Origin of the sequence: Streptomyces durocortorensis (genome assembly GCF_031760065.1) — a bacterium.
Lineage (GTDB): Bacteria > Actinomycetota > Actinomycetes > Streptomycetales > Streptomycetaceae > Streptomyces.
Map to the genome: position 1 here is coordinate 4670585 of NZ_CP134500.1, position 16732 is coordinate 4687316.

A 16732-nucleotide genomic window follows, 5' to 3' on the forward strand; every position below is an offset into this window, starting at 1 on the left:
AGGACTGACGGCGGCGAGGACAGACGAACCACCGCCCGCCCGCCACCGGGCGGCGGATATCGCTCGGTGAAACTGCTGGACGGAGTCGCGCGGGAACGTGCGAGACTCCGTCCATGCTGGGTGTCACCGATCTTCCGACCTATCTCGCCGGCCTGGCGCTGATCGTCCTCCTGCCGGGGCCGAACTCGCTCTACGTGCTCTCCGTCGCCGCCCGGCGCGGCATACGCACCGGCTACCGAGCCGCCGCGGGCGTCTGGACCGGGGACACCGTCCTGATGACGCTCTCCGCGCTGGGAGCCGCGTCCCTGCTCCAGACCACGCCCCTGCTCTTCGCGATCGTCAAGTACGCGGGCGCGGGCTATCTGACCTGGATGGCGATCGGGATGCTGAGGGCGGCGGTGTCCCTGTGGCGCGAGCGGCACCGGCGCACCGCCGAGCTGATGGAGACGGCCGAGGCGTCCGCTCCGGAGGCCTCGGTGGAGAACCCCTACCGCCGGGCGCTGTTGGTCAGCCTGATCAACCCGAAGGCGATCCTGTTCCTGATCTCGTTCTTCGTACAGTTCGTCGACCCCGGCTACGCCTACCCTGCCCTGTCGTTCCTGGTGCTGGGGACGCTGCTCCAGCTGGCCAGCTTCCTGTACCTCTCGGTGCTGATCTTCGGCGGCACCCGCCTCGCCGCCGTCTTCCGCCGCCGCAAGCGTCTGTCGGCGGGAGCCACATCGGTGGCCGGAGTGCTCTTCCTCGGGTTCGCGGCGAAACTCTCGCTCAGCAGCGTCTGAGCGTCCGGGGGCCGGGCGGGGCTCAGTGGTGCCAGGCCTTCCCGCCCACGTTGTGGATCATCCGCTGGAGCACCTTGAGGGCGGCGACGAACTCCCCCTCGGGGATGCCCTCGTGGATCTCCGTACTGGCCCGCGAGACCCGGGCGAACGCCTTGTCCCGCAACGCCCGCCCCTCGGCGGTCATCCGCAGCCGCGTCCCGGAGTCCTCGGTCACCAGCCCCTGTCGGAGGAGGCCCTCGACGGCCTCCTCCATGCCGTCGGCCCCGGTTTCGAGATAGCCGCTGAGCATGGTGACCAGTTCGCCCCGCTCCCGCCCCTCCTCGCCCGCGTCGTTCAGCTGATTGAGCACCCACCAAGGGGGCTGGGTGAGACCGTGCTCCGCCAGCGCGGCCCGGATGTGCGTCACTGTCGCCATATGCGCGGCCCAGCTCCAGTAACCGATCGGCTGGCGGGCGAGCCCTGCGTCGTCGTGTGAGTAGTCCATGGCTCCGAACGTAGGATCTCAAGTCGACTTGAGGTCAAGAGGCGGAGGTCGGGCGGCGGGTTCTTCCGGTGCCGCCCGCCGTCAGCGCGTCCCTCAGCAGCGGGGTGAACCGCCGCTCCACGAACCGGTGCAGCAGCCACGCCAGCCCCAGCATCGCCGCCAGGGTCAGGACGAACGTCGCCCACGACGGCACGCCGAGACCGCGGTGGAGCGCGCCCACCACCACCCAGCCCAGGTGCTCGTGGACGAGGTAGAACGGGTAGGTGAGCGCCCCCGCGACCGTGAGCCACGGCCAGTCGATCCGGTTCAGGGCGCCCAGCGCCACGGCCGCGACCGCGGCGAAACCGGCCGTGACGATCAGGATGATCACGGCTGACGAACGGTGGGAGAACGCGTCCGGGCTGTCCGGACGCCACAGCTCCGCCACCGCGTAGTGCTGGCCCAGCAGCCAGCTCACCCCGACGATTCCCCAGGCCAGGGCGTCGCGACGGTTCCGGTGTACGAGGTAGATGCCGATGCCGCCGATGAAGTACGGGGCGTACTGAGGCATCAGCAGTACGTCGAGCAACGGCTCGCCCGAAGCCTGCGCGAGCGCCGCGGCCAGCGTCCAGACCGCGCAGAACAGCACCACCCGGCGCCTGTTCACCCCCGGCAGCACCACGCACAGCGCGAACAGCGCGTAGAAGCGGACCTCCGCCCACAGCGTCCAGCACACGCCCAGGACCCGGTCGGCGCCCAACGGTTGTTGCAGGAGCGTCAGGTTGAGCAGCGCGTCGCTGGGGGAGACCGCCTCGTACGCGACCATCGGCAGCGCGAAGACCAGGGTCACCAGCACCACCGCCGCCCAGTAAGCGGGCATCAGGCGCGAGGCGCGCGAGGCGAAGAACGCGAGCGGTGTACGCCCCCAGCCACTGAGGCAGATCACGAACCCGCTGATCACGAAGAAGACCTGGACGCCGAGGCAGCCGTACGCCAACCAGGTGTGGGCCGTGGGGAATTGCGCGGCGGGCGAGCTGCCCCAGGCCTCGGTGATCTCGCCGCCGCGGCCCCCGTAGTGATACCCCGCCACCATCAGTGCGGCGAGCAGCCGCAGTCCGTCGAGGGCGCGCAGCCGTGTTCTCGGCCGGGCCGCGGTGGTACGCGGCTGCGCCGGGACATCCGTGCCGCCCCGTCCGCGAGCGGGCGCGGCGGCGACGGCCGATGTCCCTTTGGCCTGCGATGTGGTGGTCAAGAGCTGCTCCGTTTCAGCCGTGATGCCGCGCCAGCGTAGGGCTGCCGAAGGGGGCAGAACGCCCGGGAGGCCCGCAGTTTCCCGGGCCGTCGAAGGGAGTTCATCCGGCGGCCGTCCAGGTTTCCTACGGTGACGCCGAACCGACCATCACTCTGCGGAAACTTTCCGCCCCCGTTCACCCCGGGCGGAGCCCACACCACCCCGCACGAGTCCGACGCCCTTCCCCCACGGGTATCAGACGCTTGGAGCGCCATGACGAAAGCCCGCACCCGCTGGCCACGGCAACGCGAGGCGGAGGGCCCGACACCTCCTCGGGGGACGGCCCCCACCGCCGGGGTCGACGCCACCGACCTGGAGGCCTGCCTGAGCGCCTGTGCCGCGCACAGTGCCAAGCTTGTCGCGAGCCTGGACCGGCGGCGCACCGCACTCGCCGAGGCGCTCCGTCATCTCCTCGCCACCCACGCGGCGACGGTCCCGGCGGCCTCCGCCGGCAGCCCGCCGTCCCTGCTGCGACGCCCGGCCAAGACGTCGTCCGGCGCCGCGCTCGTTCTCGGCGACGCCCTCATGGACCCGCTGCTCGCGGTCGGCAACAAGGCCCTGGAGTGCGGTTACGAGGACGAGATGAAGCTCGCCCTGATGATCGCGGACACGATCCTCACGCAGCGCAAGCGCTCCCGGGCCGGCTGGCGGTTGCGGGCCCGGGTGCTGGAGGCGATGGGCGCCGAGACCGCCGCGGTCACCGCCTACGAGCGCTACCTCGAACTCACCGAGGACGACGGCTTCGGCGTCGGCGCCAAGGTGGCCGGGCTGCGCGAGGGAGCCCGGCTCCAGGCGGAGCTGGTGCGGCGGCTAGCCGCCAGCTGCCCCCGAGCCCGGGACTTCGCCGACCGGTCCGTCACCGACTCCTGGGCGCAGGGCCTGGAGCTGCACGCCCGGGGCGAGTGGGACGAGGCCCGGCCGCGGCTGATCGGAGCACTGCTCGCCCAGATCGCGACCGACGCCCCGGTCAGCGAGATCCGGCAGACGGTCTCCCACTACCTCGGCCTCCTCCGCGAGGACACGGGCGTCGCGGGCGGCGGCGGGAGCGCGCCCACGGCCCGCCGCACGAACGCGGCCCGCCCCGCCGCCGCAACTCCCGGGGACCCGCCAGGTCTCTCCGGCCTCCCCGAGCTCACCGCCCTCACCGAGCTCTACGCCGAGCAGCGCAGGATCCGGATGCGCGGACCGGTCGACGACCCCACCTTTGGCGGCGTGCGCTGGCTCACCCTGGGTGAATTCCGTAACCGGATCGCCGGGAAGTCCATCTGTCTGATCGCCAACTCCCAGCGTGTAGGCACGAGTTCGCTCGGCCCCGAGATCGACGCCTACGACCTGGTCGTCCGCTTCAACTCGTACCGGATCGACCCGGCGGCCACCGGACGCCGCACCGACATCCACGTCAGCATCCACAAGCACGGTTTCAACTGGGACCAGTACGTGGACACCCGGCTGATCTTCGGTGGAATCTCCGGCGACTGGAAGTACTCGCTGCGCAACCGGCTCGTGCCGGGCGCACAGACGTACCTGGGCGACGAGTCGCTGCGCTGGCCGTTGCGCGACATCGGCCGCATCGGCAGGGACGCCTGGCCGGCGATCCCCACCAGCGGTTTCAACATGCTCTGGCTGCTGGACTTCCTGGACGTGAGTCCTCGACTCGACCTGATCGGCTTCGACTTCTACGAGAGCGGGGCCTACCGGCTGCCCGCGGCGATGCGGATGCCCATCACGTCCGTGCACGAGTACACCAGTGAGAAGGCGTGGGTCATGGAACGGGCCCAGAGCGTCACCGACACAAGGATCCGACTGCGATGACGACGCCGACCGCTCCCACCGGCACCACCGTGCCCCCCGTGCCGACCGCGAACGCGCTCACCGGCAAGCGCCGCATCGCCTTCGCCAGCTTCGTGGACGAGAACTATCTGCCGGGCTTCCTCACCCTGCTGCGCAGCCTCGCCCTGTCCAACCCGAACGTCTGCGAGGACTTCCTCGTCCTGCACGACGGGCTGCGTCCCGACTCCGTCGCGAAGATCCGATCCCTGCACCCGCGCACCGACTTCCGCAGGGTGAACGCCGAGCACTACGACACGTACGCCAAGGGCGACCAGGACAACTACCTGGTGCGCAAGGCCTACTTCATCCTCGACGTGTTCCGGGTCCGCGACTACGACACCGTGATCACTCTGGACACCGACATGGTGGTCCTGGACGATCTGGGGGAGCTGCTGCGGCTGCGCGAGGGCCTGGCCGCCGTCCCGCAGTTCTTCTACGGGCAGCACAAGCTCAACAGCGGGCTGCTGGTCATCCAGCGCGAGTACCTGAGCGACGCGTTCTGTGCCGAGCTGGACGAGGTCGGCCGGGCCGGCACGTACGAACTGGACAAGCACGACCAGGGCATCCTGAACGCCGTGCTGGACGGTGACTTCGTCCACCTGGACGCCCGCTACAACTTCGTCAAGCGGCGCCTCTCGGGAGACCTCCCGGTCCCCGAGGGCACGGCGATCCTGCACTTCACGGGGCGGCACAAGCCCTGGCAGGGCGGCGAGGCCGGGTACGCCGAGGCCGAGGCCCGCTGGCACGAGCACGACCTGTCCGACGCCGAGTTCCACGCCGCCTACCTCGCGGCGGGCGGTGCCAAGCACCACGACCTGCTGGTCCACTACGGCACCCCGCACGTCCTGCGCACCTCCGATGTGGAGAGCGCCCGCAAAGTGGCCGCCGCCCACATCGCGGCCGGGGAGTACCAGGAGGCCGTCGACCTGCTGAGCCCGCTCCGCATCCCGGTCGACGAGGCCTGGCCGCACGAGGTGCTCGGCCACGCCCTGATGAGCGTGTCCCGGTACGAGGAGGCCCGGGCCCAGTTGCTGCTGGCCGCCGCCGCGCCCAACCGGGCCGCGACAGCGTACGGGCGGCTCGCCCAGATCGCCTGGATCCACGGTGACGACGAGGGCGCCGCGCGCCACGCCCTCCAGGGGCTCGGCGTCGACCCCACGCACCGGGCGAACCGGCTGATGCACCTGCGTACCACGGGCCTCACCCCGCCGGCCGAGGGCCCCGCGTCCGGTCAGCTCGCCCATGTCGCCTTCTACATGGAACGTCAGGGCAACGCGGGCGACAAGCTGCTGCCGGAGAGCGTACGGCTGGCCTTCGGCCCGGACACCGGGCCCAGCCGCTGGCACTCGGTCCACGCGCACCGGCTCTTCGACGAAGCGGCCCTGGAACGGGTCAACGCCCGCCGGGGCCTCGTCATCGGCGGCGGCGGACTCTTCATCCCCGACACCGCGCCGAACGGCAACAGCGGCTGGCAGTGGAACGTGCCCGACGACGTGCTGGAACGGATCGACGTTCCCGTCCTCGTGTACGCGGTCGGCTTCAACGCCTTCGACGGGCAGGCCTACGGGCACGGACGCAAGCGGTTCCTGTCCAGCCTGCGCAAACTGGTCGAGCGCTCCGCCTTCTTCGGCCTGCGCAACCACGGCTCGATCGAGAAGGTGCGCGATCTGCTCCCGCCGGAGCTCCAGGACAAGGTCCGCTTCCAGCCCTGTCCGACCACGGTCACCCGCCAGCTGGTCCAGGGCTGGCGCGACCCGGCCGACCGCGAGAACACCATCCTCGTCAACGCCGCCTACGACCGTGCGGGCCTGCGCTTCGGCCACGACTACGGGCACTTTCTCGGCGAGATGGCCACCGCGATCACCGCGCTCGGCGAGCAGGCCGAGGTGAAGTGCGTGGCGCACTCGCTGGACGACGAGCGGATCGCGTTCGACCTGCGGCGCGAGCACGGCATCTCGCTGCCGGTCATCCCGATGTACGACTTCGACAACGACGCGATCCGGGACACCTACGCCCGGACGAAGCTGGTCATCGGCATGCGCGGGCACGCGGGCATGATCCCGTTCGGCTGCGGTACGCCGGTCGTCAGCCTGATCTCGCACCCCAAGATGGCGTACTTCCTGGCTGACATCGAGCGGCCCGAGTGGGGCATCTCCGTCCACGACCGTCACCTCGGAGCCCGTCTCACCGAACGGGTGACCGAGCTGCTGGCCGACCACGCGGCGACCGTCGCGGACGTGCACGGCCGCCAGCAGGAGCTGTGGAAGGTCACGGAGGCCAACGCCGCGGACCTCCGGGTGATCGTGGGCCGGTAGGAGGCGTCCGTACGACGAACAGGTGGGGCGGGTCCGCGATCGGACCCGCCCCACCGCCTTGTCACACGGGCAGGACTACCGCTGGACCATCCGCCGCAGCGACCGCGCCCGCCGGACCGCCCTGCGCACCGCCGCACTGCGCGGCAGGAACGAGAGCTGGTCCGGTACCCCGCCCGGCAGCCCCAGCGAGGTCAGCCGGCGCCGCTTGAAGTACCGCCAGGTCACCGGTGTCAGCCGCTCGGAGAGATACCGCTCCGCCTCCGGCCGCAGCCCCGGGTGGATCCGCGGCTGCATCGCGAACCCCACCGCCGCCACCAGAGCGGCGACCTCCCGCTCGGCGTCGTCCGCGGGCCGCCGCTCCTCGACCGCCGCCTGGTCGCCCAGTTCCGGCAGCAGCGCGTCCACCAGGGTGACCGGCACCCGGTTGCTGTTCTCGTACGGGGAGAGCCGGTCCAGCAGCAGCTCCGTGCCGACCCGGGCGACCGGCAGCGCGTAGAACGCCGACGCGGTGAGCAGCGCCGTCGAGAAGCAGCCCACCACCAGGGCGGGCCGCATCCGTTCGTAGAGCACCTCGGCGAGCACCGGTGACCGCAGTATCCCGGAGTCCAGGACGGTGAGTTCCGCGCCGAGCCGTTCCGCCTCCTCCTCCATCGACCGCGACCACTGGGCCGGAGCCGTCGGGTGCGGCTTGAACACCAGACGGGTGTGGCCGAGGGAGACCGCACCCCGCATCATCCGCAGGTGGAGCTCTTCCTCCTCCTTCGCGGAGATCAGACCCAGCGCCGACAGGTACTGCCCGAGCAGCAGGGCCGGGGCCTCGACGGAGGGCAGCTCGGCGGGGACCTCGGCCAGTTCGCCGAGCACCTTCAGGAAGCTCTCGGTCTCCACGACCAGCGGCTCCACACCGAACTCGGTCAGCAGCAGGGGCTTCAGACCGGGCACCAGATCCAGGTGCAGCAGCCGTCGTACCCGCGTTCCGACCAGCGGATCGATCTTGTTGCGGGTGGGGCCGTAGCTCATCAGCCCGTCGGCGTACACATCGATCGGGGCGCCGGTGAAGATCTGGGTGATCGCCATGGCCGGGTTGACCTGGATCGACTCGACGGTCAGTTCGACATTGTCGTCGCCCAGCTCCCAGGCCAGCCGGAGATGCCGCTCCCACAGAGGAACGTCGTCCGGCCGCGGGGACCAACTGCTCGGGTGGAAGGGGGCGATGGTCTCGTTCCAGGAGACCACGTCGTCGAACCGGCCGCGCAGCCGCTCGAACCCGGGCATCGCGTCCAGGCCCGGGGAGGTCTCCGGGATGGCGGCGTTGTTGCAGACCACGAGGACCCGGCGGTCGGCCGGGCCGAAGCAGCCGGTGTCCAGCGCGGCGGCCAGGGTGGCCGCACCGTAGAGGGTGGATGCGGCGAAGAGCTGCGTGGTGCGGCGGGAGGCGATGGCGCTCATGCCGTCGTCACCTCCTTCGCGGCGGCGGGCCGCCGCCGCAGCCGGCGCAGGAGCGTGGCGCGCTGCACGTCCATCGAGTCGAGCGCGTCGTCCAGCACGGCCTGCGGCATACGGCCGAGCGCCTGGGAACTCTGCGACTTCAGCATGCGGGCCACCGTCGGTTCGAACTTCTCGATCGAGCTCATGTGATGGGAAATGATGGCGCAGTACGTGCGTACCGCTTTGGGCAGCAGTTCATCGGCGTCAGGGTCCTCGGCCGTCTCCCGGACGACCTGGTCGAACGAGCGGATGAAGTCGAGCTGGCGGGCATCACCGATCTGCGTCAGTGAGGAGGCCACGCCGCGCCGGTAGAAGATGCCCAGTGTGCCGAGCACGGCGAAGGACTCCGCACGGCGGTGCAGCCGCCAGATCCACGGCCGGTCCTCCGCTGTGCGCAGCCCGTCGGTGAAGTGCAGCAGCCCGCGGTCCAGCAGGCGGCGGTGGTAGAGCCCGGCCCAGGCGTAGGGGTAGTCGACCGAAGTGGTGCGGTCGGCGGGCAGGATGGCCGTGCGCGGGTCCGTCACCGCGTCGCGCCGGCCGTGCGGGACCCGGTGCACGGTGCGGTTGGTGCGCTCGACCTGGACATGATCGGTGCGGACGAATTCGCAGCCCAGTGCCTCGGTACGGGAGAGCAGCTCGTCGAAGTAGCCGGGGGCGACCCAGTCGTCCCCGTCGAGGAAGGCGAGGTACTCGCCCCGTGCCAGGTCGAGCCCCGTGTTGCGGGCCGTGGCCAGCCCCCCGTTCCGCTCGTGTCTGTGCACGACCGCCCCAGGGATGTCGTCCTGGGCGCGGCGCAGAACATCCGCCGTCCCGTCGGTCGAGCAGTCGTCGACAAGGATGAACTCGAAGTCGTCGCGGGCATTGGCCCGAAGACTTCTGAGGGTGTCTGGCGCGTATGTCTGCACGTTGTAGAACGGCACGATGACGGAGAGCTTAACCACACGCATGACGTTAGGGCGGGCCGCGGCACGGGCCTTGTCCCTGGTGCGGATGTCAGGTGAACGAAGACCGTCGAAGCGGTGAACCGGCGCGCGGCGGGTGCGGCCGACGCCGTGGGGGAGAAGGCCGGGGCCGACGCGCTGACCAGGGCTGTCGCCGCCGCTTCGGATGTCGCTCCGCCCCTGTGGAACAGGATGATTTCTCTCCGCTCCTCATGGAGGGGGCCAATTCTGTCCCCGACCCCCAGTGCGCCGAGGGGCATCGCAGCACGGCCCCACTCGGATGATCAGTTAATCGGCGGTTGATGGTGATCCGGACATCGGTGAATGGAAAAGGCGGGTGAATCCGCGGCGCATTCCCGGTGAACGCGACTCCCGCAGGAGGAAGAGGGAGGCGAGGACCGTCAAGCGGCGCTGAGGTGGGGGAAGTGAGGGGCCGTGGGTGCGGGGAGGTCGAACAGTGCTCCCACCAGCGGTAATCCTGTCTCAGGGTGCTTTCTTGACGCCCGGGCAGGGGAGCGGTGACTGGCGTACGCACGGGGCGTCGCACGGGATGGGCCCGCCACTTCCACCTTGTCGCGCATTCAGGGTTAACTGTGAATGGAGAACAGGTGAACCAAGCCTCGTACGGCGTTATTTGACGCTTCGGCACCGCTGAATCCCCAATAGTCGGCTCGCTGTTAACCATCTGTTGCCATCACGTTGGGCCGCGCATCGGAATGCCTTCCTAACTTCTAGGACGTGCCCCCACGTACCAGCCATGAGGCCGACCCGGCCGAAGCCCCCGCCGCTCCCCGACCGGCGCTGCGGATCGCCGTTCTCGCCGACTCCGACACCCGGTGGAAATGGGGCGCGCTCACCGCGCGCCGCCTGACCGCCGGGACGGGCGGGAGCGGCGCGCGACCCGTCGAGGTCAGCGGGCTGCTGCTGCGCGGCCGGGCCACCCCGACGCCCCGTCAGCTCGCGGAGGTCGGCGAGGTCGGGATCGACGCGGAGCGGGTCCGTGAGGTCACCGCGGTGGAGTTCCTGCACGCGGTGCGCGACGAGGGGTTCGACCTCGTCGTCCTCGCCCTCGTCGGCGGCGGCGTCCAGGCGATGCTGCACGGACTGGCGGCGCTGAACCTCGCACGCCGCCCCGCCATCGTCACCGGATATGTGGGCGTCGTCTACGAGAAGCTCACCGACGGCCTCCTGCTCCGCCACGGCGCCGACGTCGTCCTCGCCAACTCCCGCCACGACGCGGAGCGTTTCCGCGCGGTGTACGAAGGAGTCGGCGCCGACGCCTCGGCCGTCACGGAGGCGGCGCTCCCCTTCCTCGGCGGAGCCCCGTACCGCCCCGAAGAGGGCCGCGACACCGTGGTGTTCGCCGCCCAGCCCTCCGTACCGGCCTCCCGCGCCGACCGTACGTATCTGCTCCGCCGGCTCGTCGAGCACGCCCGGCTGCACCCCCGCCGCGAGGTGCTGCTCAAGCTCCGCTCCAAGCCCGGCGAGCACACCACGCACATCGAGGAGCTGCCCTACCAGCGCCTCGCGCAGCGGCTGCCCGGCGGTCTGCCGCCCAACTTCCGCCTGGTGTACGGGCACATGGGCGAGGTCCTGGACCGTACCGACCTCCTGGTCACCGTGTCCTCCACCGCCGCCCTGGAGTCCCTGCACCGCCGCATCCCGACCGCGATCCTCACCGACCTCGGCGTACGCGAACCCCTCGGCAACCACCACTTCGTCGGCTCCGGGCTCCTCACCTCCTGGGACCGGCTCGACGGCGGGTTCCGCCCGCGCCCCGACGGCCAGTGGCTGGCCGGCCAGGGCGTCGCCGCCGACGGCTCGTACGGCACGGCCTACGACAGCGCCCGCGCCAAGGTCACCGCCCTGCTGGGCGAGGGGCAACTCCCGCCCCTGGCCCCCTATTACACCCCCGCCACCGCCCCCGGCTATCTCCCCGGCATCCTCGCCCGCCACCACCTGGCTCCCGACGGCATGCCCCTGCCCGGCGCGGCCGCACCGCGGGAGAGCGGCCGGGTGCGGGGCGCGGTGCGCGAGACCGTACGCAACGCGGCGCGGGGGGCGTACCGCCACGGCGTGCAGCGCGTCGCGCCGGTGATCCGGCGGATGGGGGACCTGTGACCGCGCCGACCGGAGGCCCCGCCTCCGCACCCGTGAACCGACCCGCCGGGCGAACCGTGACCACCTCATCAGGAGCCGCCATGCCCCCGACCGTCCTCGCCGTGATCCCCGCCCGAGGCGGATCCAAGGGCGTCCCCGCCAAGAACCTCGCCGAGGTCGGCGGCGTCCCCCTGGTCGCCCGCGCCGTACGCGCCGCGCTCGGCGCGCCCGAGGTCACCGACGTCGTCGTCACCACCGACGACGGGGCCATCGCCGAGGCCGCCCGAAGTGCCGCCGCCCACCTCGGCGCGGCCCACCGGCTGCACTGCGTGGAGCGCCCCGCGGCGATCGCGGGCGACACCGCCACCAGCGAGGCGGCCGTGCTGCACGCGCTGGACGTGTACGAGGCCGAGCGGGCCCGCACCGTCGACGTGGTCCTGCTCGTCCAGTGCACCAGCCCCTTCGTCTCCCGCGAGGACATCGACGGGGTGGCCAGGGCCGTCGTCCACGAGGGGGCGGACACAGCGGTCACCGTCGCCACGTTCCACGGGTTCGTCTGGCGCGACGGGCACGCGGTCGAGGAGGGCACCTACGGCGTCAACCACGACAAGTCCGTACGCCCCCGGCGCCAGGACCGCCCCCAGGACTACCTGGAGACCGGCGCGGCCTACGCCATGGACGCGGCGGGCTTCCGCACCCACCGCCACCGCTTCTTCGGCCACACCGCCCTGGTCCCCACCGACCCGGCCCGGGTGCTGGAGATCGACGACCCGCACGACCTGGCCCGCGCCCGCGCGCTCGCCCCGCTCCTGGACCCCGCGCCGCTGCCCACCCGGGCGGACGTGGACGCGGTCGTCCTGGACTTCGACGGCACCCAGACCGACGACCGGGTCATGGTCGACTCCGAGGGCCGCGAGACCGTCGCCGTGCACCGGGGCGACGGACTGGGAATCGCCGCCCTGCGCAAGGCGGGGGTCCCCCTCCTGATCCTCTCCACCGAACAGAACCCGGTCGTCGCCGCCCGCGCCCGCAAGCTCCAGGTCCCCGTCCTGCACGGCATCGACCGCAAGGACGAGGCGCTGAAGCGGTGGTGCGACGAGCACGCCATCGCCCCCGACCGGGTCCTCTACGTCGGCAACGACGTCAACGACCTGGGCTGCTTCTCGCTCGCCGGCTGGCCCGTCGCCGTCGCGAGCGCCCACGACTCGGTACGCGCCGCCGCGCGTGCCGTCACGACCACCCCCGGCGGCTACGGCGCCATCCGCGAGATCGCGGCCTGGCTCCTGGGTCCCACCCTCACCACGACTACACACCCCGACACCCCTGCCGTCCCCACCAAGTAAGGAAGCACCACCATGAGCACCTCCCGCCTGCGCACGTTCGGCACCCGCACCGCCGGCCCCGGCAACCCCGTCTACATCACGGGCGAGATCGGCATCAACCACAACGGCGACCTCGACAACGCCATCGCGCTGATCGACGCGGCCGCCGAGGCGGGCTGCGACGCCGTCAAGTTCCAGAAGCGCACCCCGGAGATCTGCACCCCGCGCGACCAGTGGGACATCGAGCGCGACACCCCCTGGGGCCGGATGACGTACATCGACTACCGCCACCGCGTGGAGTTCGGCGAGGACGAGTACCGCGCCATCTCCGAGCACTGCGCGAAGCGCGGCATCGACTGGTTCGCCTCCCCGTGGGACACCGAGGCCGTCGCGTTCCTGGAGAAGTTCGACGTCCCCGCCCACAAGGTGGCCTCCGCCTCCCTCACCGACGACGAGCTGCTGCGCGCCCTGCGCGCCACCGGCCGTACGGTGATCCTCTCCACCGGCATGTCGACGCCGAAGCAGATCCGGCACGCGGTCGAGGTCCTGGGCAGCGACAACATCCTGCTCTGCCACGCCACTTCGACGTACCCCGCGAAGGCCGAGGAGCTGAACCTCCGCGTCATCAACACCCTCCAGCAGGAGTACCCCAACGTCCCGATCGGCTACAGCGGCCACGAGACGGGCCTCCAGACCACGCTGGCCGCCGTCGCGCTCGGCGCCACGTTCGTCGAGCGCCACATCACCCTGGACCGCGCCATGTGGGGCTCCGACCAGGCCGCCTCCGTCGAGCCGCAGGGCCTGACCCGCCTGGTCCGCGACATCCGCACCATCGAGGCCTCCCTCGGTGACGGCGTCAAGAAGGTGTACGAGTCCGAGCTCGGCCCGATGAAGAAGCTCCGCCGCGTCGCGGGCGTCGTCGCCGAGGCCGAGAACGCGTCGGCCCCCGAGCCGGTCGCGGTCTGAGCGCCGACCGGTGAACCTCGCCTTCGTCGAGAGCCCGGTCCAGCTCCTGAACGTCCTGGAGTGGGTTCACACCCAGGGGGGAGACGACCCGACCGCCACCACGGTCGTCGTCCTCCCCCCGGTCGACCCGATGTCGCGCGGTCAGCTGCGCCGGATGGCGGAGCTGGCCCGCGACGAGGGCATCACGGTCCGCTGGCAGGAGGCGCGCGGCGAGTCCGGCGCCCCCCTGAAGGCCCTGCGCGCCCTGACCGGCCTGGTCAGACGCGCGGACCACATCGTCATCGGCGACCCGTTCTCCCGCTACGTCCAGCTCCTGCTGACCCTGGTCCGGGCCGACCGCCTCACGGTGGTCGACGACGGCACGGCGACCATGGAGTTCGTCGCCCAACTGGCCCGCGGCGAGCGCCTGACCCGCTGGCACCGCCGCGGCCGCACGGGCCCCCGCGAACTGCTCCTGGCCCCGGTCACCGCCACCGCCCGCCGCCGCTTCACCCCGTCGGCGAACCACACGGTCGAGGTGTTCACCGCGATGCCGGTCGAGGCTCCGCCCGGCATCGCGGTCACCGCCAACACCTTCGCCTGGACCCGCGCCCGCTTCGGCCCGCCCAGCATCGGTAAGGGCGCGGACCTGGTCGGCACCTCCCTGGTCGAAACGGGCGTCGTCGACCCCGTCCCGTACCAGGAAGCGGTCACGGCCCTGGCTCGCACCCACGGCGCGACCCGCTACTTCGCCCACCGCCGCGAGTCCGCCGAAAAGCTCCACGCCCTGGAGGCGGCCACCGGCCTGGAGATAGTCCGCCCGGACCTCCCCCTGGAACTCATCGCCCGCCGAGGCCCCATCGGCCGCACGATCGTCAGCTTCCCCTCCACGGTCGTCCACACCCTCCCCCTGGCCCTGACCGGCACCGGCGTCCGGGTGGCGGTCTGCGACATCGCCCCGGAATGGCTCCGCGCCACGGCCTCACCCCGCGCCCAGGGGTTCCTGAGCGGGGTCACGGAGACGGCTCGGGGGGTGCAGCGGCTGCCGTCGGTGGTGATGTGAGGGGGCGTCGGTGAGGTGACTCACGGGCCTCGACCCCGGATCTTGAACATTCGAGGCACTTGGATCTTGAGTCCAGGAGAACCGATGTCCCGTGGCCATGAAGCACTGTCCGCCGGAGTTCAAGGCAGACGCGGTCGCGTTGTACGAGTCGCGGCCCGGAGCGACGATCAGGTCGGTCGCCGCTGATCTGGGGGGCGCCGGGCGGTCGAGCCGCCCACACCGCTGGAGGCGGAGAACGTCGCTCTGCGAAAGCAGGTCAGCGAGCTGGAGGAGGAACGCGAGATCTTGCGGAAGCATGCAGGCCCCCCTCCGTGCTCGCCCGTGAGCTCGGGCAACTCGTCCACGACCGGCGCATCGAGCTCGGGCTGTCCCAGACCGAGCTGGTCGAACGGTGCGGGGTGAAGCAGCCACGGATCTCCCGCTTCGAAGGCGGCGGGACCGTGCCCACGCTTTCCCTCCTGCGCCGCCTGGCTCAGGCTTTCGGCGCCGACCTGACCATCAGCCTCACCCCGCACGACAAAGTCGCTCGACAGTCATTCGGAATTCCTGGAACTCCCCAGGCGGTGTAGGCCACCGACGGCTGAAGGGGCGGGCGCATCGACCCCGAGCCGGGCGGGAGCCTCTGCGGGTTCGGCCGGGTGGGTTCGGGCAGGGCGCGGGGCGCGGGCGAGGCGTATCCACGCCACCCGGGTGGATACGCCCCGCTGCTGCGGTTCAAGCCCGTCGTAGAAACTACCCGGTATACCCGAATCCACCCAGCGTCACACGTCCTCCCCCGAACTTTGTTCGCCTGTGCGGCTGAAGTTTTGTTGATCTGTGGCCAGTTGAAGGGGCAAGGGGCCTACGCTTCATAAGGTGAACCAGTTGAAGTCCCGCGCCTCCCGCCTCCACGACCTGCCCGACGCCGAGCAGCCGGGGGGAGGCGGCCTGCCTGGGCGGCTCCCGGACGAGCTTCGGGCCGAGCTGATCGCCTTCCGCCGGGATCTGCACATGCACCCCGAGCTCGGCAACCAGGAGTTCCGTACCACCGCGGCCATCAAGGACCGGCTGGAGAAGGCCGGGCTGAGGCCGCGGGTGCTCGCCGTGGGTACCGGGCTCATGTGTGACGTGGGGGAGTGGGACGGGGTGACGCCCATGCTGGCGTTGCGGGCCGACATCGACGCGTTGCCGATCCCGGACACCAAGGCGGGCGTCCCCTACCGGTCCACCGTGCCGGACCGGGCGCACGCCTGCGGGCACGACGTCCACACCACCGCCGTGCTCGGGGCGGGGCTCGTGCTCGCCGGGCTCGACCGGCAGGGGCTGCTGCCCAGCGCCGTGCGGCTGATCTTCCAGCCGGCCGAGGAGGTCCTGCCCGGCGGTGCGGTCGACGCGATCGAGTCCGGGGTGCTGGAGGGCGTCGGGCGGATCATCGGGGTGCACTGCGACCCGAAGGTCGACGTCGGGCGGATCGGGCTGCGGATCGGGGCCATCACCTCCGCCTGCGACCGGCTGGAGATCGCGCTCGACGGGCCTGGCGGGCACACCGCCCGGCCGCATCTGACCACCGACCTGGTCACCGCCGCCGCCCGGATCGCCGTCGACGTGCCCGCGCTGCTCGCCCGCCGGGTCGACGCCCGCGCCGGGCTCGCGCTGACCTGGGGGCGGCTGGAGACCGGGCACGCGCCCAATGTCATCCCGCAGCACGCCGAGCTGTCCGGCACCGTCCGCTGCCTGAATCTGGACGCCTGGCGCGAGGCCCCCGACCTGGTGCACGCCGCCATCGACGAGGTGGCCGGAATGCATCGGGCCAAGACCGTGATCAATTACGTGCGCGGGGTGCCGCCCGTGGTGAACGACGCCGAGAGCATCGGCCTGCTCGACGCCGCGATGACCGAGCGCCGCGGATCGTATGCGATCGAGGACACCGAGCAGAGCCTCGGCGGCGAGGACTTCTCCTGGTATCTGGAGCGGGTGCCCGGCGCGATGGCCCGCCTCGGCGTCCGCACCCCGGGCGACACGCGCGGGCTCGACCTGCACCGCGGCAACTTCGACGTGGACGAAGAGGCCATCACCGTGGGCGTCGAGCTGTTCACGGCCGCCGCACTGCTCGACAGCAACCGATAGAAGCCGTTGGCGCAGCGTTGACACAGTCTTCGTGGTCCGTTCGTGGACTCCGGGGACAGCTTGTGGGCGCCTTCTGTTCGCGACGATCC

Annotated in this window: 12 protein-coding genes and 1 pseudogene; 9 read left to right on the top strand and 4 right to left on the bottom strand. The window is 71.4% G+C overall.

The window, feature by feature from the left end; all coding sequences use genetic code 11:
- Positions 1 to 113: 113 nt before the first annotated feature.
- The gene (gene leuE / locus RI138_RS20930) at positions 114 to 779 is read left to right on the top strand and encodes a leucine efflux protein LeuE (RefSeq protein WP_311121146.1); all 666 of its coding nucleotides are present in this window, start codon (positions 114 to 116) and stop codon (positions 777 to 779) included.
- A 22-nt stretch (positions 780 to 801) separates the two neighbouring features.
- On the opposite strand, the gene RI138_RS20935 is transcribed toward leuE, so the two are convergent.
- Both RI138_RS20935 and RI138_RS20940 read right to left on the bottom strand, forming a co-directional pair.
- Positions 802 to 1263 carry a MarR family winged helix-turn-helix transcriptional regulator gene (locus RI138_RS20935; RefSeq protein ID WP_096623496.1) on the bottom strand — a complete coding sequence of 154 codons (462 nt, stop codon included), beginning with the start codon at positions 1261 to 1263 and terminating at the stop codon, positions 802 to 804.
- A gap of 34 nt (positions 1264 to 1297) precedes the next feature.
- Entirely contained in the window at positions 1298 to 2494 is a 1197-nt protein-coding gene (locus tag RI138_RS20940) for an acyltransferase family protein (protein WP_311121147.1), read from the bottom strand.
- 252 nt (positions 2495 to 2746) lie between these two features.
- Between RI138_RS20940 and RI138_RS20945 the strand changes: the two genes are divergently transcribed.
- Together RI138_RS20945 and RI138_RS20950 are read left to right on the top strand one after the other, a co-directional pair.
- Entirely contained in the window at positions 2747 to 4345 is a 1599-nt protein-coding gene (locus tag RI138_RS20945; RefSeq protein WP_311121148.1) for a hypothetical protein, read from the top strand.
- Positions 4342 to 6678, top strand: a complete 2337-nt coding sequence (locus tag RI138_RS20950; RefSeq protein ID WP_311121149.1) for a glycosyltransferase — start codon at positions 4342 to 4344, stop codon at positions 6676 to 6678. Before RI138_RS20945 ends, RI138_RS20950 begins: the two co-directional genes overlap by 4 nt.
- 75 nt (positions 6679 to 6753) lie before the next feature.
- On the opposite strand, the gene RI138_RS20955 is transcribed toward RI138_RS20950, so the two are convergent.
- Positions 6754 to 8127, bottom strand: coding sequence for a polysialyltransferase family glycosyltransferase (locus tag RI138_RS20955; protein WP_311121150.1), 1374 nt, complete (start codon positions 8125 to 8127; stop codon positions 6754 to 6756).
- A complete protein-coding gene (locus RI138_RS20960; RefSeq protein ID WP_311121151.1) occupies positions 8124 to 9107 on the bottom strand; it encodes a glycosyltransferase family 2 protein in 984 nt (327 codons plus the stop codon). Before RI138_RS20960 ends, RI138_RS20955 begins: the two co-directional genes overlap by 4 nt.
- Before the next feature lie 738 nt (positions 9108 to 9845).
- Between RI138_RS20960 and RI138_RS20965 the strand changes: the two genes are divergently transcribed.
- From RI138_RS20965 to RI138_RS20990, 6 genes and pseudogenes are all read left to right on the top strand, one after another.
- The gene (locus RI138_RS20965) at positions 9846 to 11228 is read left to right on the top strand and encodes a DUF6716 putative glycosyltransferase (RefSeq protein WP_311121152.1); all 1383 of its coding nucleotides are present in this window, start codon (positions 9846 to 9848) and stop codon (positions 11226 to 11228) included.
- An 80-nt stretch (positions 11229 to 11308) separates the two neighbouring features.
- Positions 11309 to 12550 (top strand): acylneuraminate cytidylyltransferase, encoded by a 1242-nt coding sequence (locus RI138_RS20970; RefSeq protein WP_311121153.1) that lies wholly within the window; start codon positions 11309 to 11311, stop codon positions 12548 to 12550.
- 12 nt (positions 12551 to 12562) lie between these two features.
- Positions 12563 to 13495 carry an N-acetylneuraminate synthase family protein gene (locus tag RI138_RS20975; protein ID WP_096623508.1) on the top strand — a complete coding sequence of 311 codons (933 nt, stop codon included), beginning with the start codon at positions 12563 to 12565 and terminating at the stop codon, positions 13493 to 13495.
- A 10-nt stretch (positions 13496 to 13505) separates the two neighbouring features.
- A complete protein-coding gene (locus tag RI138_RS20980) occupies positions 13506 to 14537 on the top strand; it encodes a hypothetical protein (RefSeq protein ID WP_311121154.1) in 1032 nt (343 codons plus the stop codon).
- 314 nt (positions 14538 to 14851) lie between these two features.
- Positions 14852 to 15106 (top strand): annotated as a pseudogene (locus RI138_RS20985) (helix-turn-helix domain-containing protein); the annotation flags it as partial.
- A gap of 295 nt (positions 15107 to 15401) precedes the next feature.
- Positions 15402 to 16643, top strand: a complete 1242-nt coding sequence (locus tag RI138_RS20990) for an amidohydrolase (protein ID WP_311122959.1) — start codon at positions 15402 to 15404, stop codon at positions 16641 to 16643.
- Positions 16644 to 16732: the final 89 nt, after the last annotated feature.

Excerpts from the sequence above, each read along its gene's own strand:
- leuE (WP_311121146.1), top strand. The coding sequence starts at position 114 with ATGCTGGGTGTCACCGATCTTCCGACCTATCTCGCCGGCCTGGCGCTG.
- RI138_RS20970 (WP_311121153.1), top strand. The coding sequence starts at position 11,309 with ATGCCCCCGACCGTCCTCGCCGTGATCCCCGCCCGAGGCGGATCCAAG.
- RI138_RS20950 (WP_311121149.1), top strand. The coding sequence starts at position 4,342 with ATGACGACGCCGACCGCTCCCACCGGCACCACCGTGCCCCCCGTGCCG.
- RI138_RS20945 (WP_311121148.1), top strand. The coding sequence starts at position 2,747 with ATGACGAAAGCCCGCACCCGCTGGCCACGGCAACGCGAGGCGGAGGGC.
- RI138_RS20975 (WP_096623508.1), top strand. The coding sequence starts at position 12,563 with ATGAGCACCTCCCGCCTGCGCACGTTCGGCACCCGCACCGCCGGCCCC.
- RI138_RS20935 (WP_096623496.1), bottom strand. The coding sequence starts at position 1,263 with ATGGACTACTCACACGACGACGCAGGGCTCGCCCGCCAGCCGATCGGT.
- RI138_RS20955 (WP_311121150.1), bottom strand. The coding sequence starts at position 8,127 with ATGAGCGCCATCGCCTCCCGCCGCACCACGCAGCTCTTCGCCGCATCC.